Below are 24,540 nucleotides of genomic sequence, written 5' to 3'. Positions count from 1 at the left end.
TTACTTGGTCGCGCCTGCCGTGATGCCGCTGTAGATGAACCGCTGCAGTGCCAGGAAGACGATCAGGCTGGGGAGGATCACGAGCGCGGCGCCCGCGGAGATGACCTCCCACTGCGCACCGAACGGGCCCTTGAAGCGGAACAGCGAGGTCGAGATGGTGCCGAGGTCCTGCGCGGGCATGTACAGGAACGGGATGTAGAAGTCGTTGTAGATGGCCACGCCCTTGACGATGACGACCGTGGCGATCGCCGGACGCAGCAACGGAAGGACTATCCGCCAGTAGATGGTGAGCGGGCCGGCGCCGTCGATGCGCGCGGCCTCGTCGAGGGACAGGGGGATGGACCGGATGAACTGCAGGAAGATGTAGATCGAGACGATGTCGGTTCCGGTGTACAGCAGGATGGGTGCCCACCGCGTGTTCATCACGCCGATCGTGTTCACCACCTGGAACGTCGCCACCTGGGTGGTGACGCTCGGCACCAGCGCGGCGAGCAGGAACAGCGCCAGGACCACCCGCCTTCCCCGGAAGTGGTGGCGGTCGACCGCGTAGGCCGTCATCGATCCCACGAACACCGTGCCGAGCAACGAGAAGAACAGGATGAACGCGGTGTTCCACAGCGCCAGCGGCATCCGTCCCTGGGTGAACGCCACCGCGTAGTTGTGCAGGTTGAACCAGTTCCGGGGGATGGAGAGCGCGCTCGCGCCTGCCGCCATCTCGTCGCTCGTGCGCAGGGAGGTGAGGACGATGGCCAGCAGGGGCACGATCACGACCAGGCTGGCCACCACGAGCGACGCGTACTTGGCGAACGTGACCACGCCGCCCCGGGCGAACTCGGTCCGCGCCGTCATGACAGCTCCACCCGTTCGTCCGGGACGATGCGCCGCTGGAGCCAGGTGACCACCAGCACGATGCCCAGCAGGACGACGGTCGCCGCGCAGGCCAGCCCCACCTTGTTGAAGTTGAACGCGAGCTTGATCGTCTGGATGACGAAGGTCTCGCTGTTGTTCGACCCGCCGGTCATGATGAACGGGATCTCGAACACCGACAGCGCTCCGGAGACGGCCAGGATCGCGCTCAGGCTGATGACCGGCCTGATGCCCGGCGCGATGATGTGGCGGAACTGCTGCCACCGGGTCGCGCCGTCCAGCTCCGCCGCCTCGTACAGCTGCGGCGGGATCGACTGGATCGCCCCGATGAACAGCACCATGTTCAGCCCCGTGAACCGCCACACCGACACGCTCGCGAGCGAGGTGTTCACCAGGCCGGGGTCGCCGAGCCACAGCCGGGGGTCGACGTCGACCAGCCGCAGGACCGTGTCGAGCGTGCCGTCGGGTTGGAAGAAGTAGAGGAACACGAACCCGATCGCGACCCCGTTGATCAGGTAGGGGAAGAACAGGACCCCCTTGAAGACGTTGCGGAGTCGGAGCTTCGAGCTGAGCAGCGTCGCGAAGTACAGGGCCGCGACGATCTGGACGGCGGCGCCGACGAGGTAGAAGAGGCTGACGGCGAACACCTGGAACAGCTGCGGCCTGGTGAACAGGTCGACGTAGTTGTCCAGGCCGACGAAGGACGGCGACGGGCTGAGGCCGTCCCAGTCGGTGAGGCTGTAGAAGAACATGTCCGCGACGGGGACGAACGTGAACACCGCCAGGAACGCCAGCGGCACGAGCAGGAAGAGCCACGGTGTCCACCGGTTGCCGAGGCGGGCACCACGTTTCGGTGGCGGCGCCACCGGAAGTCCACGGTGGACACTCGGCACCCGGGTCGCGATGCCCACCCCTCGGTCAGCCACCGACCGCGTCCCTCGCGTCCGACCACCTCTGGTTGAGGTCGTCGAAGACGGACTCTAGGTCACCGTCGGCGGCTCCCCGTGCCACGTCGACGATGCGCTGCCGGTAGTCGGGTGCGTTCAGGCCGACCTCGGACGCCTTGTCGATGTCGAGGACGGCCTTGTTGTCGGCATAGCTGATGTTGACGAACGTCACCCCCGCGTCCTGGAACGGCTGGAGGCTCTCGGGCAGCGGCGCGCCCTTGACCGAGGAGATCGACAGCGAGTCCCGCGCGTCCCCCGAGGAGTTGATGAACCACTCCATCCAGGCCCTGGCCGCCGGCTTGTTCTCGCTGTGCACGTTGACCGCGTACTTGTAGTCGGGACGGACCGCGGTGCAGAACTTCCCGTCCACCTGGGACGGGAACGGCATGAACCCGATGTCGTCGGGGTTCGCACCCGCCTTCTCCGCGGCCTGGCGCAGCTGCGCGACCGCCCACGACCCGAGCCACATCGTCGCGATCTTCCCGGTCGCGATGAGGTTCTTCGAGTTCTCCCAGTTGGTGGTGTTGGGGTCGGCCTCGGAGAGTCCGTTGTGGACGATGTCGTACAGCAGGGTGTCGATGACGTTGAGGTCCTCACCCTTGTCCCACGGCCGGGCGGTGTCGACGAGCGCGTCGTTGGCGGCCGCGTCACAGCTCGGCGAGCCGAGGGCGTTGCCCCAGTTCGTCAACGGCCAGGCGTCCTTGTAGTTGGTGTAGTACGGCGTCGCACCGGTCTTCGACTTGATCGCCGCGAGCGCGGTGAGGAACTCGTCCGGGGTGGTCGGCCAGTCGGATACGCCCGCCTGCTCCCAGATGGCCTTGTTGTAGACGAAACCGTTGGCCACGCCGATGTTGGCGATGCCGTAGACCTGCCCGTCGACGGTGGCGCTGTCGGTGAACTCGTACTTCTCCGCCACGGTGTCCCGCGCGCCGAGGGGCGCGAAGAAGGTCGGGTACTGGCTCGTGGGCACCGAGTTCGGGATGGACAGCACGTCGCCGTAGTCGTCGCTGTTCAGCCGGATCTTGACGTCGCCCTCGTAGTCGGTGAGGCCCTGGAAGTCGACCTTCACCTTCGGGTAGACCTTGTTGAACTCCGCGACATACCGCCCGAAGGTCCCGTCCTGCACCTGGTCGGTGCGGTTGGTGAGAACCGTGATCGCCCCGGTGACCTGGCCGGGGTCGGCCGGCACCTCGACCACGTCCTGGTCACCGGGCCCTGTTCCGCCGCACCCGGTCAGGCCGACCGCGAGAGCCGCGCCCACCATTCCCCAGCGTGTTCTCCGCATAGCGCACTACTCCTCGTCCGCCTGTGCCACGTCGCACCCGACGCGGCCGGGTCGCCTTCACCCGGACCGCCGCGCGACTGATGGTTGTCGAACGTAGACGCCGCCCGCGCCCATGTCCATAGAACGTTTTAGTAGAGGTGTGGGCAGAGAGCTGGCTATACTCCGCTGTAACGGTCCACCACGTCGCCGGACCAGGAGCACGCGTAGGAAGGGGTTGACGTTGACCGACGCGAGCGTGGCCCGCAAGGCACGCAAAGCGACGATCAAGGACGTCGCGGCACTGGCCGGCGTGTCACCGTCGGCCGTCACCATCGCCCTGCACGACCGCCCCGGCGTGTCGAAGGCGACGCGCGAGAAGATCCTCGACGCGGTGCGGGAGCTGGGCTGGCGGCCGAACCTCGCCGCCGCGACCCTGTCCGGCCACGCGGTGCACACCGTCGGCCTGGTGATCGCCCGGCCCGCCCGCCTGCTCGGGCTCGAGCCGTTCTACATGGAGTTCATCTCCGGCCTCGAAAGCGTGCTCTCGAGCCGCAACTGCTCACTCCTGCTCCGCGTGACGGAGACGAGCGACGAGATCGACGTCCACCGGGAGTGGTGGCAGGGCGGCCGGATCAACGGCAGCATCCTGGTCGACCTGAAGATCGACGACCCCAGGATCGGGGCACTGACGGAGATCGGCCTACCGGCGGTCGTCGTGGGCCACCCGTCGCTGGCCGGACCGTTCACCTCGCTGTGGACCGACGACGCGGCGGCGATCGAGGAAGCCGTGCGCTACCTGGCGGCACTCGGACACCGGCACATCGGCAGGGTGACCGGCCCGCCGGACTTCGGCCACTCGGTCATCCGACAGCAGGCGTTCGAGACGATCGCGGCCGAACTGGACGTGGAGACCAGCACGGCGACCGCGGACTTCTCGGCCGACCAGGGCAGCCGCGCCTTCCGAAGCCTGCTGCTCCAGAAGAACCGCGCGACCGCGGTCATCTTCGACAACGACCTCATGGCCGTCGCCGCACTGGGCGTCGCCGACGAGTTCGGCCTGTCCGTGCCGAACGACCTCTCACTCCTGGCCTGGGACGACTCGCAGCTGTGCCAGCTGACCCGGCCCGCGCTGTCGGCCATGAGCCACGACATCCACGCGTTCGGCGTCGAGGTCGCCACCGCCCTGTTCGCCGTGGTGAACGGCGCGGAACAGACCTCACACGCGGTCGAGCCGCCCCGCCTGATCCCACGCGGGTCGACCGCTCCCCCGCGTCCCTGAGGCCGATCCGTCCCACGACGTCTCCACTAGTCTCCACCTGCCGGCGACGGACACGCCCGGCCTCCCGTTCTCGATACACTCCTGGTTCCGAAAGGTCCTTGGGGGGATCGTATGGAGATCCGAGTCCTCGGCTCGGTGGAGATCTGGTTCGACGCGGCGCCGGTACCGCTGGGTGGGGGCAAGCCGCGTGCTCTGCTGGCGGCCCTCGCGTTGGCTCCCGGGCGCGTGGTCTCGGTGTCCCGCCTCGTCGACGTCGTGTGGGGCGACGACTCGCCCGCGACGGCCACCGACCTCGTGCAGTCCTACGTCTCGTCACTGCGGCGGAGGCTGCCCCGCGGCAGTGAGCTGATCGAGACGCGGTCACCCGGCTACGTGTTGCGGGTCGAGCCGGACGACGTCGACCACGTGCGGTTCCAGCGGCTCGTCACCGAGGCCCGGGCAGCGGCGGCACGGGGTGACGCCGAACGTGCCGCGGAGCTGTTCGACGAGGCCCTGTCGTTGTGGCGTGGCCCGGCGTTCGGCGAGCTGGCCCAGTCGACGCTCGCCGCCGAGGCGGCCCGGCTCGAGGAGGCCAGGCTGTCGGTGCTGGAGGAACGGGCCGCGGCCGGTCTCACGCTGGGCACCTACGAGGCGCTGGTCGGCGAGCTCACCGCCGCGGTGCGGCAGCACCCGGCACGCGAGGCGTTGCGCCGCCACCTCATGGTCGCGCTGTACGCGCTCGACCGGCAGGCCGACGCACTCGCCGTGTACCGGGAGGGCAGGCAGTTCCTGATCGACGAGCACGGTGTCGAGCCGGGACCGGTGCTCAGGGCAGCCCACGACGCGATCCTGCGGTCCGACCCGGACGCCATCGGCGTCGCGACCCGGCCGGGGACCAGCCAGAAGGCCCAGGCCTCCCCCACCGGTACGCGTCCGGCGCAGCTCCCCGCGGTTCCGCCGGACTTCACCGGCCGCGGCCGCCAGCTCGCGGAGGTGACCACCGGGCTGTCGGGTGCGGCGTCGGCAGGCGCGGTGCCGGTCTGGGTCATGTCCGGACAGGGCGGGGTCGGCAAGTCGACGCTCGCGCTGCGTGCCGCGCACGAGCTGGTCGACGCCTTCCCCGACGGCCAGCTCTTCGCCCAGCTGCACGGCACGACCAGCACCCCGGCGTCGACCGAGGCGGTCCTCGCGCGGTTCCTCACGGCACTCGGCGACACGGCGATCGGCCTACCGTCCACAGTGGAGGAACAGGCCGAGCGGTACCGGTCGGTGCTCGCCGGCCGCCGGGTGCTGGTGGTCCTCGACGACGCCGCGGCCGAGACGCAGGTGCGCCCGCTCCTCCCCGGGACGCCGGGGTGCGCCGTGCTGGTCACCTCCCGCAACCGCCTGGCCGGGCTCGTCGGCGCCCGGCTCACCGAGCTCGACGTGCTGGAGGCCGCCGAGGCCCGCGAACTGCTGACCCGCATCGCGGGGGACGACCGGGCCGCCGCGGAACCGACCGCGCTGCGCCGCCTCGTGGACCAGTCCGCCCGGCTGCCGCTCGCGGTGCGGATCATCGGGGTCCGGCTGGCCACCCGGCGGCACTGGCGGCTCACGCAGCTGTCCGACCGGCTCGACGACGAGACCCGCAGACTCGACGAGCTGTCCGCGGGCGACCAGCAGGTGCGGGCCTCGTTCGGGATCAGCTACGACGCGCTCGGCGAGGACGCCAGGGCGACGGTGCGCCGCCTGGGTGCTCTCGGCCTGCCGACGTTCCCCGTGTGGGTGGTCGGCGCACTGCTGGACGCGACCGACGACGACGTCGACCGGGTGGTCGAGGAGCTGCTGGACGCACACCTGCTCACCTTCGCAGGTGCGGACGCGTGCGGGCAGGTCCGGTACGAGATGCACGACCTGCTGCGCATCTTCGGCACCGAGCGCGCCGCTGCCGAGGACCCACCGGACGTGGTGGCGGCCGCGGTGACGAGAGTGGTGGCGGGCTGGCTGCACCTGGTCGACGCGATCCTGGCCAGCAGACCGCCGGGTGGCCTGTCGCTGCGTGCCCAGCGGGCGACCGCCGTCGAACGGGAGCCGCTGCCAGGGCGGACACCCGCGGTCCAGGCGGCGCTGGCCGATCCGGGCACCTGGTTCGCCACCGAGCACCATTCCCTGGTGGCCGCCGTCGAACGGGCCGCCGCGCTGGATCTCGGCAGGCTCGCGGGTGACCTGGCCTCGGCGCTGTCGGCGTCGTTCGCGGTCAGCAACCTGTTCGACGCGTGGGCGCGGACGCACAACTCCGCGCTCGCGGCGGCACGCCGTACCGGCGACAGGCAGACGGAAGCCATGCTGCTCACCGAGTTCGGGCAGCTGCGCTACAAGCAGGACCGGCTCGCGGAGGCACGCACCTACCTCATGCAGGCGCTGCAGGTGTTCCGTGAGCTCAAGGACACCAGGGGCGAGGCCCTGACGCTCGCCGCACTCGCCACGACGAACCACGAACAGGGTTACCTGTCCGAGGCGCTGCACTTCTTCGAGCTGGCCGACGCCATGTTCGCCGAGCTCGGCGACGAGTCGTCGCTCGCCTACTCGAACCGGCTCGCCGGCCTGGTACACCTGGAGCTCGGCCACCTGGACGACGCGCACCGGCTGGTCTCCCAGGCGCTGGCGGCGTTCCGGCGGCTCGGCAGCCGCAGGGGCGAGGGGATGACGCTGCGCACGCTCAGCCTGGTGCACCGCGCACGCGCCGAGTACCAGCGGGCCTACGACCTCGGCGAGCAGGCACGCACGGTCTTCCAGGAGACCGGCGACGGTCTGCTCGAGGCCTACAGCGCCCGGTCGATGGCCAAGGCGCTCGTCCGGCTCGGCCGCGGCTCGGAGACGGACGCGTTGCTGGACAAGGCCCTGAGCACGTCACGGTCTCTCGGCGACCGCTGGGGTGAGGCGATGTCGTTGCGCACCATGGGCGAACGCGATCTCGCCCTGGGCAGGCTGGCGGACGCCGAGCGTCACCTGCGCGCCGCGATCCGGCTGTGGCGGGCGATCGACCTGCCGCTGCACCAGGCACGCACCGAACGGGACCTCGCCGACACCCTCGAGGCAGGCGGCGACGTGACGGCCGCGGCGAAGCTCCGCGCCGAGATGGTCGAGGTGTTCGGTCTCTACGGCGTCCGCGAGTTCACCGAGCACTGACGCCCGCACCACCTTTGCAGCGGATCGACAGCGTTCCTGCAGCGCGAGCGGGCAACGTGGCGGCGATGTCCCCGACCCAGCGTGACGAGCCGCTCCGCGATCTCGCGCGGGTCCACGCGCTGCGGACCGCGGACTGGCGCACCGACGGGGTCCGCCTCCGCTCGGGTGTGGTCGACCGGTTGACGGCCGCGCAGACCTTTCTCCCCAGGGCACTGCGGTTCCTGGTCGTGTCGGGGCACCACGGCCCGGCCGGGGCGGGACCGTGTCCGGACGCGGCCGACCACGCGACCGGCGGAGCCGTGGACCTCTCCCTCCACGTCTCCGGCTCACCGGAACCCGCACTGTGGTCCGCGGCGCCGCCCCCGGAGTGGCCCGTGTGCGCCGCCGCCCTGACGGCCGTCGGCATGGTCGGCGGCGACACCTGGTGGCACTGGTCGTTCGGCGACTCCCGCTGGTGCGCGAGCACGGGTGCGCAGGCGCCGGTGTACGACCCCATCCCCTGACAGCGCGCTACCCGCGGATTTGCAGGGAACCTGCAGCCGGTGCGCCGATGCTGGTCTCGTCGCCAACTTCGGCCCCACCCCACAGGAAGCGTGTATGACATGAGATCGAATACCCGGCCAAGAGCCGTGGCCGTCCTCCTTGGCGCCGTGCTGGCCCTGTTGGGTGCCGCGGTCGGACCGCTTCTCACCACTCCCACCGCCGCTTCGGCGTCCACTGTGGGCGGTACGATCGCCCGCTCGGAAATCATGGCCAGAGCACAGAACTGGGTCGACCGGCACCTCACCTACGACATGAACGGCTCGTGGGCGTCCGACCTCGAGGGCAGCCACACCTATCGCCGGGACTGCTCCGGGCTGGTGTCGATGGCCTGGCACCTGGGGGCCAGCCTGACCACCGACGTCTTCCTCTCCCGTGCCCGCAACGGGAACGGGATGGAGGTCATCCCGAAGGACGGGTTGAAGGCGGGCGACGCGATGGTCTACGACAACGACGGCGGCGGCACCGGCGGTCACATCGAGCTGTTCTCGCACTGGGTGAACTCGGCCAACCACAACGACGGCGCGTACGTCTACTCGTTCAACAGCGACGGCCAGACCGTGCAGAACCCCTACGCGAACAACAACGTCGGCAAGCTCGGCAGAAACAGCAACGACGAGATGAACCAGTTCACGTTCATCCGCTACAAGGCCGTCGACGGGGAGAGGGTCTCCGACTTCAGCGGTGACGGCTACTCCGACGTGCTCGGCGTGAACGCGGCCGGGGACCTCATGTACTACCCCAACAACGGCATCGCGATCGCCGACTCGACGGCACGCAGGCTGGCCACCGGCTGGGGGTCCTACTCCCACGTGATGGCGGCGGACTTCAGCGGTGACGGGGCCGCGGACATCCTCGGCGTGAACTCGGCGGGCAACCTCCTGTACTTCCCCAACAACGGGTTCAACATCTCCGGGAGCACTGTGCTCAAGACTGGCTTCGGCGCGTTCACCCACGTGACCGCAGGCGACTTCAGTGGCGATGGCTACGCCGACGTCCTCGGCGTCAACGCGGCCGGGGACCTCATGTACTACCCCAACAACGGCATCGCGATCGCCGACTCGACCGCGCGCCGCCTGGCCACCGGCTGGGGCACGATCAGGCACCTCATGGCCGCGGACTTCAGCGGTGACGGGGCCGCGGACATCCTCGCCGTCAACGCCGCGGGCAACCTCCTGTACTACCCGAACAACGGGTACAACATCTCCGGGTCCGCCCAGCTCAGGACCGGCTTCGGCACGTACCTCCACGTGTTCGCCTCCGACTTCAGCGGCGACGACCACGCCGACATCCTCGGCGTGAACGCGGCCGGTGACCTCATGTACTACCCGAACAACGGCCTGGCCATCGCCGACTCGACCGCGAGGCGACTGGACCAGGACTGGGGAACGTTCCGCCACGCGATGTGAATCCACTGAGTACAAGGAGGAATCATGAGGATCTCGACGGTACTACTGGCCCTCGCGGCCACCGCGATGACAGTCGTCGGCCTGGCCACACCGGCCACAGCCGCGCCACTGCCCCTACCAGGTCACTGCGCGGGCGCCACCGTCCGCAACGCGACCCAGACAGGCAGCACCCAGCGGACGACCAACGCCTGGGGCAACATCGCCCTGGACCTCAACTCGAACACCGGCGCGTCCGACTGCCCCGGTGTCTGGCCCGGCGGCCAGCTGTTCGTGGCGGCGGCGAAGTGCGACGGCGGGAGGTTCTCGTCGTGGCGCCAGTACAGCGGCCCCGGCCGCATGGACATAGCGACCGACGTCCTGCCCGGCACCTGCTTCCGGCTGACGTGGTACGGCACCGGCGGCAATGACGGGAACTACTTCCAGGGCAGGGTGATCTGGCCGCAGTAGCACTCCCACCGGGCGGCCCGGGCGACGCGGCACGTCGTCCGGGCCTGCCGGAACCACGGTTCAGGCGCCGAACCAGGCGGGGCACCAGGTCGTTCGCCCGGTCAGACACCGCCGGAACCGGTTACGGACCACCGGCACCCCAGAAACCTCCGAAAGTAGGGATTGGCCGCCGGAGAAGCGGGCACTCTCTGTCCAGTGCCGGTGACGCGGATGCAGGGCCGCCCCACCGCACTCGGCCCGTCGACACGCGCCCTCGCTGTCGGCGGGCCCTTTTTGTGCCGTCGCCCAAATACGGCTTGTTGAATGGGCGCCAACAGCCGTTCTCGCAAGCTCCCACGCCGACTCGCGTCATTCTGCGTCTGTCGGTGAAGGTGTGAGCACTGGCCGTAGGCCCCCTTGTCGGGCGCTACGTGTGCACCATGCAGGACGCAAATGGCTGCTCAGCGCACCCCTGTGTCTGACCAGTTACTCAGGCGAAGAGGGTATGTACTCGGCTGGTAGAGGCGCCTAGAGTGTCCGCGCGGGCGGGTGAAACTCGTGATTACCACGGTTGTCTTCGACCATTCAGCCGTTTGCCTGCGCGAAATGCAGCACGCGAAAAAGGGAGAGAGTTCGTGGTTAGAAGGAGAACCGGCGGAATGAATATCGAAACCGCACTCAAGGAGGCCATGGCCATCGACGGCGCCGTCGGCGTCGCACTGGTCGACTTCGAGAGCGGCATGTCGCTCGGCACGCTGGGTGGCGGCGACTGGCTCGACCTGGAGGTCGCAGCCGCCGGTAACACCGAGGTGGTGCGGTCCAAGATGCGGGTGATGGCCGCTCTGGCCCTGAACGACTCCATCGAGGACATCCTCATCACGCTCAACCGCCAGTACCACCTGATCCGGCTGATCGACGACGGCGGCGGCAGCGGCCCCTCACTGTTCCTCTACCTGGTGCTCGACCGCAGTCGTGCGAACCTGGCCCTGGCCCGTCACAACCTCCGGCGCATCGAGGGTGACCTGTCGGTATGAGCCAGCCGCAGGACTCCGAGTGGCCGTCACCGTTGCCACGGCGTGGCTCCGCGGAGGACGGGCGGTGGGGAGGACTCCCCACCGCCCGGCGGCGCCCCAGCACTCAGCAGATCGTGGAGGACGCGCTCCACAGCGTGAGCGGCCAGGAGGCCAACGTCTCCGGCATGCTGCTGGCGAGCACGGACGGGCTGGTCCTGGCCGCCGACACGGACGCGGTGCACCTCGACACGGTCGCGGCCATGGCGGCCGCCGCGGCCAGTATCGGCTCCCAGTTCACCGACCAGGCCAACGTCGGTGAGGCGTCGGCCTCGCTGTTCGAGGGTGACTCCGGCCACGTCGCCGTCTTCCCGGTGGCCCCGAGGGTGCTGCTGGTCGTGTTCGGCAGGAAGGACACGACCATGGGGCTGTTCAACATCGCGGCGCGCAACGCGTTGTTCCTCCTGCAGCAGACGATCAACGAGCAGTGGGCGCTCGACACCCGTCAGTGAGGGCTCAGCGCATCAGCCAGGCGCGGCAGGCGAGTTGCAGTGCGAGGCGTTGCTCCGGGTCGTTGAAGTCGACGTGGAGCAGCGTGGTGATCTTGCGCAGGCGGTAGGTGATCGTCTGCGGGTGGACGTTGAGGTCCTTGGCCGCCTTGGCCGGTGAGCTCTGGTGGTCGAGGTAGGACTGCAGGGTGCGGATGGCGTCCTCGGCGGCCTGGTGGCCCAGCTCGGCCAGCGGAGCCAACAGGTCGTCGACCGAGGCGCGGGTGGTGTCGGAGGCGTACCACTCGACCAGCATGGGGTTCAGGCCGAGAGCGTCGATCGCGACGATCTCCCTCGGGGGCATGGACTGGCGCGTCGCGGCGAGTGCGGCCCTGGCGTCCGTCGCCGACGTGCGCAGACCGGCTGCCCTGCGGTGCGCGCCGCCGATCCCGCAGCGGACCACCAGGCCGGGAAACCGTTCCCGCGCGGCGTCGAGTGCGGCGGTCGCGGCCTGGTAGGCGGTACGGGCGGCGGCCTGACCCGGGTTGGTGCTCGTGGTGCGGACCAGCAGCACGTCGCCGCCGATGCGGGTGCCGTGCCAGCCGTCCTCCGCCGTCCCGCCCGCGCGGACGGCGTCCAGCGCCGTGTCGCCGACCGCGTCCAGCTGGGCCGTGGTGGCCTGTTCCCGGCCGGCGGTCTCGGCAAGCGACGAGGACAGCTCGAACCGCAGCACCTGGTGCCAGCCGTCGACCGCGACGCCGAGCGTCCTGGCCCGCGCCACGAGCGGGGCGCGCTCGGACTCCGGGGCGAGCAGCAGCTCACCGAGCAGGCGGCCCCGGTCGTGGATGGGCGCGAGGTCGGTCCGCCGATGTTCCGCGAGCGCCCGGGCGTAGGCGTCCGCCGCCAGCCGCACCACGGCACGGGCCGCGATCACCCAGGCACCCGACGCCCGCGCGGGCACTGTGGCCGTGACGTAGCCGTCGGCCAGGCCGTCCACCTCGACGAGCGCGGCGGGCTCGCCGTGGTCGGGTGCCCGGACGGTGACCTCGGTGGCGAGGGTCTGGGCCGTGGCGGCCAGGATCGCCGAGGGTGAGTCGCTCGACGCGATGCGCTGCCGGGCGTCGTCGACGCGGGCCAGCGCGATGCTCGCGTCGCCGCCGAGCAGTCGCGCCACGGCGATCACGAGCTGGGTCGGCTCGGTGCCGGGCGGGGCGGTGAGCAGCGCGAGCGCGTGGCGGTCGGCGATCCGCCGCGCGGTCGGCTCGACCGCCTCGGCCTCGACGCCGGTCAGCACCACCGCCGCGGCGCCGGTCGCCGCGGTGTCACGCAGGGCCACGTCGAACTGGTGGCCCTGGGCGTCGAGGAACACGGTCGGCAGCACGACCGCCAGCTCACCCGACGTCAGCTCACGCAACGTGCGCTGCTCCGCGACGACACGCACCGAGCGCACGTCCCTGGCCGGGTCCCCCGCGAGCAGTGTGAGCGACGCCAGACCGGGCGCGGACAACAACTCCTGGACGCTGACCGTCCCCGTTTGTGGTTGCGCGATAAACACGGCCCGATTCCTATTGTGCGAAGCTAAGCACGCTGAGTGACCAGCCTACTAGGCTGGCGCGATGGAGTTCGACCAGGCCAACCTCCCCGCGTTCGCCCGGGGGTGCGACGTGCTGGGCGCGGGTGGCGGCGGGCCTGCCGGACACGTGTTGCCGCTGGCCAGGTACGCCGTAGCCCAGCACGGCCCGGTGCGGGTCGTGCGCCCCGACGAGCTGCCCGCCGACGAGCTGGTGATGCCGTGCGCGTACCTCGGCGCCCCGGACGTGCTCGTCGAGCGCATCGGCACCGGCAGGGAGTCCGTCGGCCTGCGCCGCCAGGTCGAGGCACATTTCGGCCGCCCGGTCGCCGCTCTGATGTGCACCGAGGTCGGCGGGTTGAACGGGCCGAGCTCGGTCATGTTCGCGGCCCACGCCGGCCTGCCGCTGCTGGACGCCGACGCCATGGGCCGCGCGTTCCCCGGTGTGGAGCAGGTCGCGATGCAGGCCGCGGGGGTCACCGCGAGCCCGTCGATACTCGCCGACGAGCACGAGCGGGTGGTCACCGTGCAGGCGGAGTCCGGCGAGTGGCTCGAACGGCTGGCACGCAGCGTGTCCTCGGCGTGGGGCGACCGCTCGGTGACCTCCGAGTACGTGATGACCGTCGAGCAGGCCGCGAAGAGCGTGGTCCTCGGGTCCATCTCCAGGGCCGCGAACATCGGCCGGGTCCTCGAGGAGTGCGCCGGGGCGCCGACGACGGCGGCCGTCGGCAGGCTCGCCGAGGAGCTGGGCGGCATCCGGCTCGCGGAGTGCAGGGTGACCAGGGTGCACCGGGTGAAGAACGCGGCCACCGCGACCCTCGCCACGAACTCGCGGCGCACCGTCCTGTTGGAAGGCGTCAACCGCGACGAGGGCCGCTGGCTGCGGCTGGAGGCCGGGCACGAGTACCACGCCGTGCTCGAGGACGGCGAGCTGCGCGCGACGGTCCCGGACATCATCACGGTGTTCGACGTGCACAGCGGGGAGCCGGTCCCGGTGCGGGAGCTGCGGTACGGACTGCGTGTCGTGGTGCTCGCGCTCCCCTGCCCGCCGCTGTGGCTGACGCCGGACGCGCTGCGGCTCGTCGGCCCGCGCGCGTTCGGGCTGGCCATCGACTACGTGCCGCTGGCGGTGGCGCATGCGTGAGACGGGTGGGTTCCGGCTCGGCGTCGCGCTGGACCGCGACCACGTCACCGGCGCGCTGGTCCGCGACGACGGCGACATCGTCGCCGTCACGACGAAGCGGATGACGCGGCCGCTGCCCGACGGGGCACTCGACGAGGTGCTGGCCGCCCTCCTGCCGGACGACAGCACCGTGCGGGATGTCGACCGGGTGGCGTTCGCCATCCGGGAGGTGGACGAGCTCGTCGTGCATCCCCAGCCACAGAAGGACAAGTGGCGTCCGTGGGACCCGAGGCTCGGGCCGGTCGCGGTGGTGCGGCTCGGCGCGGCGACCACCTCGGTGCCCCCGCTCGGGCTGTGGCCCACCGCTCTGCGCGACCAGGTCGTGCTGTCCAGCATCTGCGTCGCGGGCGGCTCGCGGCTGGACGGCACCGACCTCGAGCCACTGGACACCTCGGCCGTCGCCGACTTCGCGCGGGCGGTCGCGGGCCGGGTCGAGGCCGTCGCGGTCACCGGCGTCTTCGCCACCCTCACCCCCGACCACGAGCTGGCCGCCGCGGCGATCCTGGAGAAGGAGCTCGGCGACTCGGTGCCGGTCCTGCTGTCCCACGAGATCGGCGGCACCGGCCTGCTGGAGCGCGAGAACGCCACGGTCCTCCAGGCCGCGATGACCGTGACGGCCGGCCGGTACGCGGCCACGGTGGCGGCGTCGCTGGCCGAACGCGGGCTCGGGCACGCCGAGGTGTTCCTCGCCCGCAACGACGGCACGATCGCGGCGCTCGACTACGCGGCCACCCACCCACTCGCCCTCTACGGCGGCGCGGCGGCGGCGACGGTCTGCGGCGCGGCCCGGCTGGCAGGCGAGCAGGAGGCGCTGGTGGCGCTGACCTGCGCGGACGACGACGCGCCCTCGGTGTGCGCGGTCACCGGCGGCAAGCCGAGGCTGACCCCGGGTCACACGACGATCGGCGGTGTGCCGACCAGTCTGCGGGTGATCGCGAGGGTGCCCGCGGGCTCCGGGCCCAGCACCGACGCCCGCGCGATGGCGGAAGCCGTCGACCGCGCCAAGACCTCGCCGGCGGACCTCCCGCTGCTGCTCGGCGGTCCCGGCTCGGAGGAGCTGGCCAACCTGCTGCCGCCCCGGCTCACCGGCACGCTCGGCGTGCGCTGCCCGCCCTGGGCCGCCGCCGCTGCCGCGGTCGGGGTGGCGACCGCGCCGGTCGGCGGCGAGGCCGAACGGGTCATGCCCGTGCGCGACGGTGACGAGACCGCGATGCGGGAGGCCGTGAGCGAGGCGGCGCGGGCCGCGGCGGTGCGGGCGGGCGCGGACCCGAGGCTGGCACGCGCGACGGTGATCGAGGAGACGCCGCTGAGCTACCTCTCGGAGCCCGCGGTCGCGCTGCGGGCGCACGCGGAGGGACCGCCCCGGCCGGGGGTCGCCCCTCGGCACACGGTTGGGGCCTGGCTGGGTGAACGGAAAGGGATCTGATGCTGGGTGCGGACGACTACGCCCTGGACCGCGTGCCGGACAGCGCGCGCTACCCGTGGTGGACCGTCGCGGTGCAGCGGTTCGGGCAGCTGTCCGACCTCACGGTGTTCCTGCTCGGCGCCACACTCGGCGCCGGGATGTCGTTCTGGGGCGCGTTCTGGTCGTTGACGCTCGGGTCGGTGATCCTCGAGGTGGTGGCTGTCTTCGCGGGCATCGCCGGTGTCCGGGAAGGACTGTCCACTTCGGTCCTCGCGCGGTGGACCGGCTTCGGGCGCCTTGGCTCCGCGCTGATCGGCCTGGTGGTCGCGACGAGCCTGATCGGCTGGTTCGGCATCCAGAACGCGATCTTCGCCGAGGGACTGCACTCGCTGGTCGGCGGGGTTCCCGTGTGGACGTGGTCGATCGTGACCGGGCTCGTGGTGACGGCGCTCGTCGTGTACGGGTTCCGGTGGATGGGCTGGGTCGCCTACGTCACCGTGCCCGCGTTCCTGCTGCTGGCCGGCTGGTCGGTCATCGGCGAGCTGTCCGACCACAGCCTCGGTGATCTCCTTGGCACACAACCGTTCGGCGAGCCGATGTCCATCGCGACCGGCGCGACGATCGTGGCGGGGTCCTACATCGCCGGCGCGGTGCTCACCCCCGACATGACACGTTTCAACCGCACGCCCGGTGACGTCGTGAAGCAGACGGTCGTCTCGATCACCCTCGGCCAGTACGTGCTCGGCCTGGTCGGTGTCGTGCTCGCCTACGCCATCAGGCAGGCCGACGTGGTGTCGATCTTCGCGGCCACCTCGGGGGCGGTGGGTGTCATCATCCTCGTCGCGGCCACGGTGAAGATCAACGACTGGAACCTGTACAGCTCCTCGCTCGGGTTCGTGAACACGCTGTCCACGTTGTTCGGGCTGCGGGTGAACCGGGTCGTGGCCACGGTCGCGATCGGTGTCGTCGGCACCGCGCTGTCCGCGGCGGGCATCCTGGACCGGTTCGCCGACTTCCTCACCGTGCTCGGCGTCGCGATGCCGCCGATCGCCGGGATCATGGTCGCCGAGTACTTCCTCGTGCGCCGCTGGCGGCCCGCGCTCGACGAGGCACGCGCCACCGGCGGGCTCCCCGCGACCGAACCGACGTGGGTGCCGGTCACGCTGGTGATCTGGGTCGGCGCCGCGGTGCTCGGCTGGTGGAGCGAGCAGGAGCAGTTCGGCATCCCCGCCCTCGACTCCCTTGTCATCGGCGGGGTCGCGTACCTGGTCGTGGGCAAGCTCGGCCTGCTCTCGGTCGGTACTCGCGAGGTCTCCGTCGCCGAGGCCGCCCCGTGATGCGCCTCGGCATCGACGTCGGCGGCACCAACACCGACGCCGTGCTGGTCGCGGGCCGCCAGGAGGACGACGTCCGGGTGCTCGCCGCGGTGAAGACGCCGACGACCGAGGACGTCACGGCCGGTGTCGTCACCGCGATCGGCGAGCTGCTGGCCGGTGCGCCGGAGGGGTTCACCCCGGGTGAGATCGCCGCGGTGATGATCGGCACCACGCACTTCACCAACGCCGTCGTGGCGGCCCGCGACCTGACGCCGACCGCGGTCGTGCGCCTCGGACTGCCCGCCACCACGGCGATCCCGCCGCTGTCCGGCTGGCCCGCGCGGCTGCGTGCGGCCGTCGGCGGGCGCACCTACCTGTGCCACGGTGGTTACGAGTACGACGGCACCGAACTGTCCACACTGGACGTCGACGAGTTGCGCCGTGCCGCGGCCGACATCGCGGGCAGGGGGGTGCGGTCGGTCGCGCTCTCGTCGGTGTTCGCGCCCGTGAACGGGACCATGGAACAGGAAGCCGCCGAGATCCTGCGTGCGGAGGTGCCCGGGCTGCGGGTGTCGTGTTCCTACGAGCTGGGCCGGATCGGCCTGTTGGAACGTGAGAACGCGACCGTGCTGAACGCCGCGCTCGCCGAACTCGCCGACCGGCTGGCCGAAGCGCTGACCGCGGCCCTCGCCGAGGCAGGCATCGGTGCGCCGCTCCTGTTGAGCCAGAACGACGGCACCCTGATGGACATCGGCTACAGCCGCCGCCTCCCCGCGGCGACGTTCGCGTCCGGGCCGACGAACTCCATGCGTGGCGCGGGTTTCCTGTCCGGGGTGCGGGACTGCGCGGTCGTCGATGTCGGCGGTACGACGACCGACGTCGGCATGCTCGTCGGCGGCTTTCCCCGTGAGGCACCGGCGATCACCGACATCGCGGGTATCCGCGTCAACTGGCGGATGCCCGACGTGCTCTCGCTCGGCATTGGCGGCGGCAGCCTCGTCCGCGGCTTCTCCGACGCGGACCGGACCACGGTCGGCCCCGACAGCGTCGGCTTCGGGTTGACCAGCAAGGCACTGGTGTTCGGCGGCGACACCCTCACCCTGACCGACGTCGCGGTCGCGGCGGGGCAGGCCCGCATCGGCACCATGACCGCCCTGGTCCGCCGGTTCGACGGCGACCGGGCGCGGGCGGTGCTCGCCGAGGTCAACGAGCGGGTCGCCGACGCGGTGGACCGGATGCGCACCTCCCCCGATCCGCTCCCGGTCGTGCTGGTCGGCGGCGGTGGCGTGGTGCTGCCGGACGCGCTGCCCGGTCTGCCGGACGTGCGGCGCCCCGAGCACTCCGACGTGGCCAACGCGATCGGCGCGGCGATCGCCGAGGTCGGCGGCGAGCTGGACCGGGTCGTGCGGATCGCGGACGGCAGACGTGACCACGTGCTCGCCGAGGCCAGGGCCGAGGCGGTCGAGCGGGCCGAGGCGGCGGGCGCCAGACCCGGTAGCGTCGAGATCGTGGAGGTCACCGAGGTGCCGCTCGCCTACCTGCCCGGCGGCGCCACGCGCGTGCGGGTGAAGGCCGTCGGCGACCTCGACCTGGGGCGTGTCGGGTCCCGCGAGCCGGTGGCGGCACCCGGTGCGTGAGGTCGGCACCGAGGAGATCGCGGACATCGCCCGTGGCGCGGGGATCCTGGGCACCGGCGGCGGAGGCGACCCGTACATCGGCAGGCTGCTCGCCGAGACCGCGATCGAGCGGCACGGTCCCGTCACGCTGGTCACCGTCGACGAGGTCGCGCCGGACGCGGTCGTGGTCCCGGTCGCGATGCTCGGGGCGCCGACGGTCAGCCAGGAGAAGCTCCCCAACGGCACGGAGACCCTCGCGGCGCTGCGTGCGCTGGAGGAGGCGACCGGTGTCGAGGCGACCCACCTCGTGCCCATCGAGATCGGCGGGATGAACTCGCTGATCCCGCTCGCCCTTGCCGCGGAGACCGGACTACCGGTCGTCGACGGCGACGCGATGGGCCGTGCGTTCCCCGAGGCGCAGATGGTGCTGCCGACACTCGCCGGGATCCCCACGAGCCCCATGGCCGTCGCCGACGACAAGGGCAACACCCTGGTGCTGCGGACGGTGTCCAACCTGTGGGCGGAACGCATCGCCCGCGCGGCGTGCGTCGCGACGGGGTGCTCGGTGTACACCGCCGACACGGTCATGACCGGCGGGCAGCTCGCCGACGGTCTCGTCGCGGGCACCATCACGCTGGCGGGCCGGCTCGGTGCCGCGGCGCGGACCGCCCGAGCCGAGCACACGGACCCGGCCACCGCGGTAGCCGAGCTGGTCGGCGGCGTCCGGCTGGCCACCGGCAAGGTCGTCGACGTGCACCGGACGACCACGGGTGGGTTCGCGAGGGGTGGTGCCACCATCGCGGGCACGGACACGGAGCTGCGGCTGTCGTTCCAGAACGAGTACCTCCTCGCCGAGCGCGACGGCGAGGTCGTGGCCACCACCCCGGACCTGATCTGCGTGCTGGAGACCGACACCGGCGAGCCCGTCACGACCGAGTCCATGCGCTACGGCAACCGGGTCACCGTGCTCGGCATCCCGGGTGACCCCCGCTGGAGGACCCCGGCGGGGCTCGAGATCGTCGGGCCCCGCTACTTCGGGTACCAGAGCGACTACCAGCCGCTGCCCGACCGTCAGGTGTAATGACTGTCCGCACACACCGTAGGAGGAGTCTTGGCCAAGTCAGTGCTGGACATGTCGATGTCGGTCGACGGGTACATCGCGGCGCCGAACGACGCCCCGGGCAACCCGGGCGGCGACGACTTCGGCAGGCTGCACGAGTGGGGGGTCGCGCCGGGCGGGACGGGCTTCCGGACCGACGGGCCCGCAGGCGAGATGATCGCGGACCTGAACGCGACCGGCGCGATGGTCGTCGGCCGGCGGACCGCCGAGCAGGTGGACCACTGGGGTGGGGACCACCACGGCCGTGGCGTGCGGATCTTCGTGCCGAGCCACCGGCCGCCGGGTCCGAGCGTGGCGGACTACCCGCTGGTGACCTACGTGTCCGACGGCATCGAAAGCGCCGTGGCACAGGCGAAGGAGGCGGCCGGGGACCGGAACGTGCTGGTGCACGGCGCGTACACGGCCCAGAAGGCGATCGAGGCCGGTGTGCTCGACGAGCTGCAGATCCACCAGGTGCCGGTCCTGTTCGGGGCGGGACGCAGGCTGTTCGACCTGCTGCCGTCGCGGCTCGAGCTGGAGATCGTGCGGGTGGTCGACACCCCGGACGCCACGCACCTCCGCTACCGCATCGTGTACTAGTGCCGTGTCCAGGAGGGGTGGGTCGTTTATCCGTGGATCCAGGTGGTCGCTGGCAAGGCGCCGGGAAGCCGCTCGTACCGGGTTGTACTCGGGCTTTCCGGCAACGCCGCCGGCGGCCGCCTGGGCCGCGGAGAAACGTGCCCTCCTCGCCTGGACGCGGCACTAGGGCGTCGGCGGGCCCTGGCTCTCGTACAGGGCGGTGAGGTCGAGGGTCTCGGACGGGTCCTGGTGGGGGTCCCGGCCGGTGTGGTCGACGAGGCGGTGGAGGGACTCCATCTTCTCGTCGAGCCGGGTCGCCGCCTCGGCGGCCTGGGTCAGCTCGGCCTGGAGGTTCGGCGGGACCTCGCCCCGGTACTTGTAGTAGATCTTGTGCTCGAGGCTCGCCCAGAAGTCCATCGCGATGGTGCGGATCTGGATCTCGACCGGGATGCGGGCCGTGCGGTGGGAGCGGAACACCGGGATCGACACGATGAGGTGAAGGCTCTGGTAGCCGTTCGGCTTGCGGTTGGTGATGTAGTCGCGCTCTTCGAGGACCGTGATGTCCTCCTGGCCCGCCAGCATGTCGCGAATCTTGACGATGTCGGAGATGAAGCTGCAGATCACCCGGACGCCCGCGATGTCGAGCACGTTCTCACGGATGCTGGCGAGGTTCATGGGGTAGTTCTTGCGCTGCACCTTCTCGAGCACACTCTCGGGTGATTTCAACCGTGAGTTGATGTGCTCGATCGGGTTGTACTCGTTCGCGTTGTTGAAGTCCTCACGCAGGATATTGATCTTCGTGGTGATCTCGTCGATCGCGAACTTGTAGTCCAGCATGAAGTCGAGGAACTGTCCACGAAGGACCCTGATGTCCTCGATACTGACCGACGACACGGCACTGGCCGGCCGGTCGCCGTCGTTGGGGTAATGCAGCCACGCTCTCATCACCTCCATAGTGACATCGGGCGAAATAGCCCGTGATCGGACCTCCGGTAACGCGTGCTGATGTGAGGAAGGTCTCCTGCGAAAGGACGCCTTCGTAACGCCGGGCGTTACGAAGGCGTCCTTCAGTGCGGTCGGGGGGGTCAGCAGACGTAGGAGCTGTTCGGGTGCACTCGCTCGCAGTAGCGGACGTGCAGGTGGTTGTCGTGGTTGTCGTACGGGGTGGTCAGGCCCTCGTCGATCAGGACGGGGTCGTTGAAGAAGATCAGCCGGACGTGGCCGGGTGCGGCGTTGCGGATCGCCTGGACCAGGGTGCGGGTCGCGGCGCGGTCGTAGGTCGACGACTCCCACGTGATGCGGCCCGCGGTGCACTGGGCGTTGTCGGTGCGGATGGGCCACACGTCCATGTCCATGCCGATGTCGTGGCTCGCGTGCCCGGGGATGTCACCACCGTGCTCGAAACCCGCGTCGCCCAGCGGGAGCTGGCCCTGGCCGGTGGCCGCGAACGTCCTCGCCGCCTGTTCCAGCTGCCCGACGGCGGCCCCGGTGGCCCAGTTCGCGGCGGTGCCGTTGCCGTCCGGGTCCTGGTCGCAGAAGCCCGCGCTCATGTTCGGGTAGGCGTAGTGCCACGCCAGGTTCTTCCACGTCGTCGGGCCGACCACGCCGTCCACGCCGATCCCGGCGTGTGACTGGAAGTTGCGGACGGCGGTCGTCACCGACGCGTCGAACACGCCGTTCACCGGCAGCGACAGGCGCCGCTTCGCGTTCAGCTCAACCTGCAGCGCCCGCACGGCCGAGCCGCTCGCGCCCTGGCTGATCTGCGGCGCGAGCGCGGCCCACGTCGCGGGGCCCACGATGCCGTCCACCCCCAGGCCCCTGGCGGTCTGGAAGTTCCGCACGGCCGTGGTGGTCGCCGGGCCGAAGATGCCGTCGGCGGTGACGACCTGGCCGTTCTGCGTGAGCAGGTGCTGGATGGCCAGCACGTCCACCCCTCGGTTGCCGGAGCTCTGTGTCGGGAAGAAGGCGTTCGTGTACGCGGTGGCCGGTGTCGCGAGGACGACCAGCAGGGTGGCCACGATGACCAGGCAGCGAGTGATCACGGCCACAGTATGGTGAATCTCGGCCGAATCAACAAGACATTCAGTCAAGAGTTGACGACACCGACCACCGCGCGTGCGTCAACTCAGGCCGTACGCCGTCCTGGTGACGGTGTCCTCCAGGCCGGTGAACCCCTCCAGCGGCCGGAAGACGTCCGTGCCGAGGTCGGTGTCGGTGTCGTCCGCCGTGCCGCCGACGCCGTCCGGGCCGACGCCGAAGAAGTCGGCGATGCCCGCGCCACCCGCGTCCATGAGGTTCAGCTCGGTGTTGGTGTTGTCGGTGTGCCAGCTGCCGACGTAGTGCCCGATCTCGTGGGCGACGACGTTGCCGATGGCCGTGCCGACGAACGCGACCCGGTCGCTCTCGGGCGTCAGGTAGGTGTTGATCGACACCACGGGCCCGGCCGGCTGCGCCAGGAAGTCCTGCAGCACCAACGCGGTCTCCTCGTGCGCGAAGTTGCCGGGGTCGATGGACTCCGCGATGCCGACCGTGGCGAAGCCCGCCTCCTCGGTCGTGCCGCCGATCACCACGCGGCTGACGTTCTCCCGCCCGAAGACGTCCCGGTGGTCGAGCGAGCTGAGGACCACCAGGCGACCGCCGGTGTCCGCTGCCAGGTTTTCCCGCACGGTGCGGACGATCTGACGTGCCACGGCCCGCTCGTCGGCCTGCGACAGGCCCCACTGCCCGAGGAACGAGGAGAACGGGCTCAGCGTGCGCACGCCCGGGTTCGGCTCGATCTCGAACCTGGCCAGGTCGACGGTGGCGCCGTCGAAGTCGAGGAACACCGTCTGCGGGGTCCGCTCCCGCTCCAGCGGCGGCCGGTGCACCTGGAGGTCCACCTCGTAGTCGCCCGCGTCTCCCGCCACCGCGAGGTAGTGCGTGCCGGTGACCGCGGCGACGTGGTCGGCGATCGCGTTGCCGCCCCTGGGAAGCGGCGAGGCCTCCGGGTACAGGGCGGAGAAGTCCTGGGCCGAGCCCTGCCGCCGGACTCCGGCCGGGTCGAGGATCGTCACCTGGCGTGCGGCGCCGGTGGCCATGGCCGCGAACACGTCCCCGGCCCGCAGGTCGAGCCGGTAGACGTCCACGTCCTGCGCGTCCGCCGACGGCGAGAGCCCGCCGAGGATCCGCGCGACGGGCGTCCGATGGGCGCCCGTGCCGAAGCGGGGCAGCGGCTCGGCCTGGGCGGGGGTGTCGTTGGCGCCACGTACGCCTGCCGGCTCGGTCTCGGTCACGACCGGCGCCGAATTGTCCACTGTGGATCTTCGGGTCGACGACTCTTTCACCATGATCTTCCGCCACGCTGCCAGGTCCACTGTGGACGAGTTGGCGGGCCAGGAAAGGTACGGGTTGGGGCCGGCCGGTTCGGCGGCTACCGCCGTACCGGGCGCGCTCACGACGGACAGACCGACCGCCGCTGCGACCAGGAAAGGTGCGACATTCACAATCCACATGAAATATCAGGGAAGCCGAAAAATGTGCGATTAATCTTGAACTCAGGACGATTACGCAAGGGCGAGCGCGGACTCTATCTTCGCGTCCAGGAAGGCGAGAGTGTCGCGGCGTCGGGTCACTGGGTCGTGGTAATCCCGCCGCCCTTCCACGCCGTTGGTGCGCAGGAACAGGCTCTCGGCGATGACGCACTGCCAGCGGGGCTCGAACTCCCGCCGGGCATACCGGCCCGCGCCGGTCTTCGAGGTCATCGTCCCGGTGGCGACCACGTGGTGCAGCCTGCACACCCCCAGCACCGCCCACACCGGGAACCATGTGCTGAGTCCCGCGGCGAGTGATCGCGGCCGCAACCGCTCGTGCCGCCGCCACCACGGCCGCCAGTAGGTGCGCAGGTTGTCGAGGGTGAACGCACGCAGCGCGTCCCGGTCGGCCCACAGGTCGAGGTCGGCGGGCCGAGGCCCCCGCACGGTTGTCCCGTGCCAGGCCAGCTCGCAGAACGTCACCGGGTCGAAACCGAATTGTCCGGTCGCCGCGAAGCGCCCGCCCAGCGCGCCGGGACCGTCGGGGCACGCCTGCGGACCCGCCGCGAGGTCGTCCCACGTCAGCACGGTCCCGTCGAGGAAGGGCCGGGGGAAGGCCGCCATCGTCCTGGCGTGCGCCGCGGCCAACGCAGCCGGCTCCGGGGAGCCCGCCGTCGCCCGCCGGTCGAGCACGGCGACGAAGTCGATGTCGCTTGCCGGGCCGAACCGCCCGGCGCCCGGGGCGTGGAAGTCCCCGAGGGCAACCGATCCGACGAGGTAGAACCCGGTGACCAGGCCGGGAGCCAGCTCGTCGACGGCGGTCAGGAACTCCCCCACGCCTCGGTCGACCTCAACGGGTAGACCGGGCATGGGGGACAACCTACGC

Annotated in this window: 21 protein-coding genes; 13 read left to right on the top strand and 8 right to left on the bottom strand. The window is 70.8% G+C overall.

From position 1 onward, the window contains the following. Genes CLV71_RS23035 through CLV71_RS23025 form a run of 3 tightly spaced genes read right to left on the bottom strand, consistent with a single transcriptional unit; the run spans position 1 to position 3,099 of the window. Complete coding sequence (locus tag CLV71_RS23035; protein ID WP_133904913.1) at positions 1-849, bottom strand: carbohydrate ABC transporter permease; 849 nt, start codon at positions 847-849, stop codon at positions 1-3. Further along, positions 846-1,793, bottom strand: coding sequence for a carbohydrate ABC transporter permease (locus CLV71_RS23030; RefSeq protein WP_133904912.1), 948 nt, complete (start codon positions 1,791-1,793; stop codon positions 846-848). The genes CLV71_RS23035 and CLV71_RS23030 overlap by 4 nt, the downstream gene beginning before the upstream one ends. Next, a complete protein-coding gene (locus tag CLV71_RS23025; protein ID WP_133904911.1) occupies positions 1,786-3,099 on the bottom strand; it encodes an ABC transporter substrate-binding protein in 1,314 nt (437 codons plus the stop codon). The genes CLV71_RS23030 and CLV71_RS23025 overlap by 8 nt, the downstream gene beginning before the upstream one ends. 220 nt (positions 3,100-3,319) lie before the next feature. On the opposite strand from CLV71_RS23025, the gene CLV71_RS23020 reads away from it, so the two are divergent. The 7 genes from CLV71_RS23020 (at position 3,320) to CLV71_RS22990 (ending at position 11,401) form a co-directional block, all read left to right on the top strand. Then, entirely contained in the window at positions 3,320-4,357 is a 1,038-nt protein-coding gene (locus tag CLV71_RS23020) for a LacI family DNA-binding transcriptional regulator (protein WP_208297694.1), read from the top strand. A 111-nt stretch (positions 4,358-4,468) separates the two neighbouring features. Further along, a complete protein-coding gene (locus CLV71_RS23015) occupies positions 4,469-7,504 on the top strand; it encodes an AfsR/SARP family transcriptional regulator (RefSeq protein WP_133904909.1) in 3,036 nt (1,011 codons plus the stop codon). A gap of 65 nt (positions 7,505-7,569) precedes the next feature. Then, positions 7,570-8,007 carry a M15 family metallopeptidase domain-containing protein gene (locus CLV71_RS23010; protein ID WP_133904908.1) on the top strand — a complete coding sequence of 146 codons (438 nt, stop codon included), beginning with the start codon at positions 7,570-7,572 and terminating at the stop codon, positions 8,005-8,007. Positions 8,008-8,106: 99 nt separating this feature from the next. Further along, complete coding sequence (locus tag CLV71_RS23005; protein WP_133904907.1) at positions 8,107-9,453, top strand: FG-GAP repeat domain-containing protein; 1,347 nt, start codon at positions 8,107-8,109, stop codon at positions 9,451-9,453. Positions 9,454-9,477: 24 nt separating this feature from the next. Continuing rightward, entirely contained in the window at positions 9,478-9,900 is a 423-nt protein-coding gene (locus CLV71_RS23000; protein ID WP_133904906.1) for a hypothetical protein, read from the top strand. 638 nt (positions 9,901-10,538) lie between these two features. Continuing rightward, complete coding sequence (locus tag CLV71_RS22995; RefSeq protein ID WP_133904905.1) at positions 10,539-10,913, top strand: hypothetical protein; 375 nt, start codon at positions 10,539-10,541, stop codon at positions 10,911-10,913. Continuing rightward, the gene (locus CLV71_RS22990; RefSeq protein ID WP_133904904.1) at positions 10,910-11,401 is read left to right on the top strand and encodes a roadblock/LC7 domain-containing protein; all 492 of its coding nucleotides are present in this window, start codon (positions 10,910-10,912) and stop codon (positions 11,399-11,401) included. The genes CLV71_RS22995 and CLV71_RS22990 overlap by 4 nt, the downstream gene beginning before the upstream one ends. A gap of 4 nt (positions 11,402-11,405) precedes the next feature. Here CLV71_RS22990 and CLV71_RS22985 read toward each other — a convergent pair whose 3' ends face one another. Beyond that, on the bottom strand, positions 11,406-12,887 hold the full coding sequence (locus tag CLV71_RS22985; RefSeq protein WP_166664218.1) for a helix-turn-helix domain-containing protein: 1,482 nt from the start codon (positions 12,885-12,887) through the stop codon (positions 11,406-11,408). A 106-nt stretch (positions 12,888-12,993) separates the two neighbouring features. On the opposite strand from CLV71_RS22985, the gene CLV71_RS22980 reads away from it, so the two are divergent. From CLV71_RS22980 to CLV71_RS22955, 6 genes are read left to right on the top strand one after another with little or no spacing between them, the layout of a single operon-like run. Beyond that, positions 12,994-14,091, top strand: coding sequence for a DUF917 domain-containing protein (locus tag CLV71_RS22980; RefSeq protein ID WP_133904902.1), 1,098 nt, complete (start codon positions 12,994-12,996; stop codon positions 14,089-14,091). Further along, positions 14,084-15,556 carry a hydantoinase/oxoprolinase N-terminal domain-containing protein gene (locus CLV71_RS22975; protein ID WP_133904901.1) on the top strand — a complete coding sequence of 491 codons (1,473 nt, stop codon included), beginning with the start codon at positions 14,084-14,086 and terminating at the stop codon, positions 15,554-15,556. The genes CLV71_RS22980 and CLV71_RS22975 overlap by 8 nt, the downstream gene beginning before the upstream one ends. After that, complete coding sequence (locus CLV71_RS22970; RefSeq protein WP_133904900.1) at positions 15,556-16,872, top strand: purine-cytosine permease family protein; 1,317 nt, start codon at positions 15,556-15,558, stop codon at positions 16,870-16,872. The genes CLV71_RS22975 and CLV71_RS22970 overlap by 1 nt, the downstream gene beginning before the upstream one ends. Next, complete coding sequence (locus CLV71_RS22965; RefSeq protein ID WP_133904899.1) at positions 16,872-18,488, top strand: hydantoinase/oxoprolinase N-terminal domain-containing protein; 1,617 nt, start codon at positions 16,872-16,874, stop codon at positions 18,486-18,488. Before CLV71_RS22970 ends, CLV71_RS22965 begins: the two co-directional genes overlap by 1 nt. After that, complete coding sequence (locus tag CLV71_RS22960) at positions 18,481-19,548, top strand: DUF917 domain-containing protein (protein ID WP_133904898.1); 1,068 nt, start codon at positions 18,481-18,483, stop codon at positions 19,546-19,548. Before CLV71_RS22965 ends, CLV71_RS22960 begins: the two co-directional genes overlap by 8 nt. A 30-nt stretch (positions 19,549-19,578) precedes the next feature. Further along, positions 19,579-20,166 (top strand): dihydrofolate reductase family protein, encoded by a 588-nt coding sequence (locus CLV71_RS22955; RefSeq protein WP_133904897.1) that lies wholly within the window; start codon positions 19,579-19,581, stop codon positions 20,164-20,166. Between the two features lie 162 nt (positions 20,167-20,328). Here the strand turns inward: CLV71_RS22955 and CLV71_RS22950 are convergent, their stop codons facing one another. The 4 genes from CLV71_RS22950 to CLV71_RS22935 all read right to left on the bottom strand — a co-directional run bounded on the left by CLV71_RS22950 (position 20,329) and on the right by CLV71_RS22935 (position 24,524). After that, a complete protein-coding gene (locus tag CLV71_RS22950) occupies positions 20,329-21,090 on the bottom strand; it encodes a GTP pyrophosphokinase (protein ID WP_133904896.1) in 762 nt (253 codons plus the stop codon). 140 nt (positions 21,091-21,230) lie between these two features. After that, positions 21,231-22,187, bottom strand: a complete 957-nt coding sequence (locus CLV71_RS22945) for a penicillin-insensitive murein endopeptidase (protein WP_243866644.1) — start codon at positions 22,185-22,187, stop codon at positions 21,231-21,233. A gap of 78 nt (positions 22,188-22,265) precedes the next feature. Next, positions 22,266-23,627: a hypothetical protein gene (locus CLV71_RS22940; protein WP_133904894.1), complete on the bottom strand. Its 1,362-nt coding sequence runs from the start codon at positions 23,625-23,627 to the stop codon at positions 22,266-22,268. 60 nt (positions 23,628-23,687) lie between these two features. Beyond that, positions 23,688-24,524 (bottom strand): nucleotidyltransferase family protein, encoded by an 837-nt coding sequence (locus CLV71_RS22935; protein WP_133904893.1) that lies wholly within the window; start codon positions 24,522-24,524, stop codon positions 23,688-23,690. Positions 24,525-24,540: the final 16 nt, after the last annotated feature.

It is taken from the genome of Actinophytocola oryzae (assembly GCF_004364325.1).
GTDB lineage: Bacteria > Actinomycetota > Actinomycetes > Mycobacteriales > Pseudonocardiaceae > Actinophytocola > Actinophytocola oryzae.
Note: the sequence above shows the minus strand (reverse complement) of the source record. Positions and strands in the feature narration are given on the sequence as shown.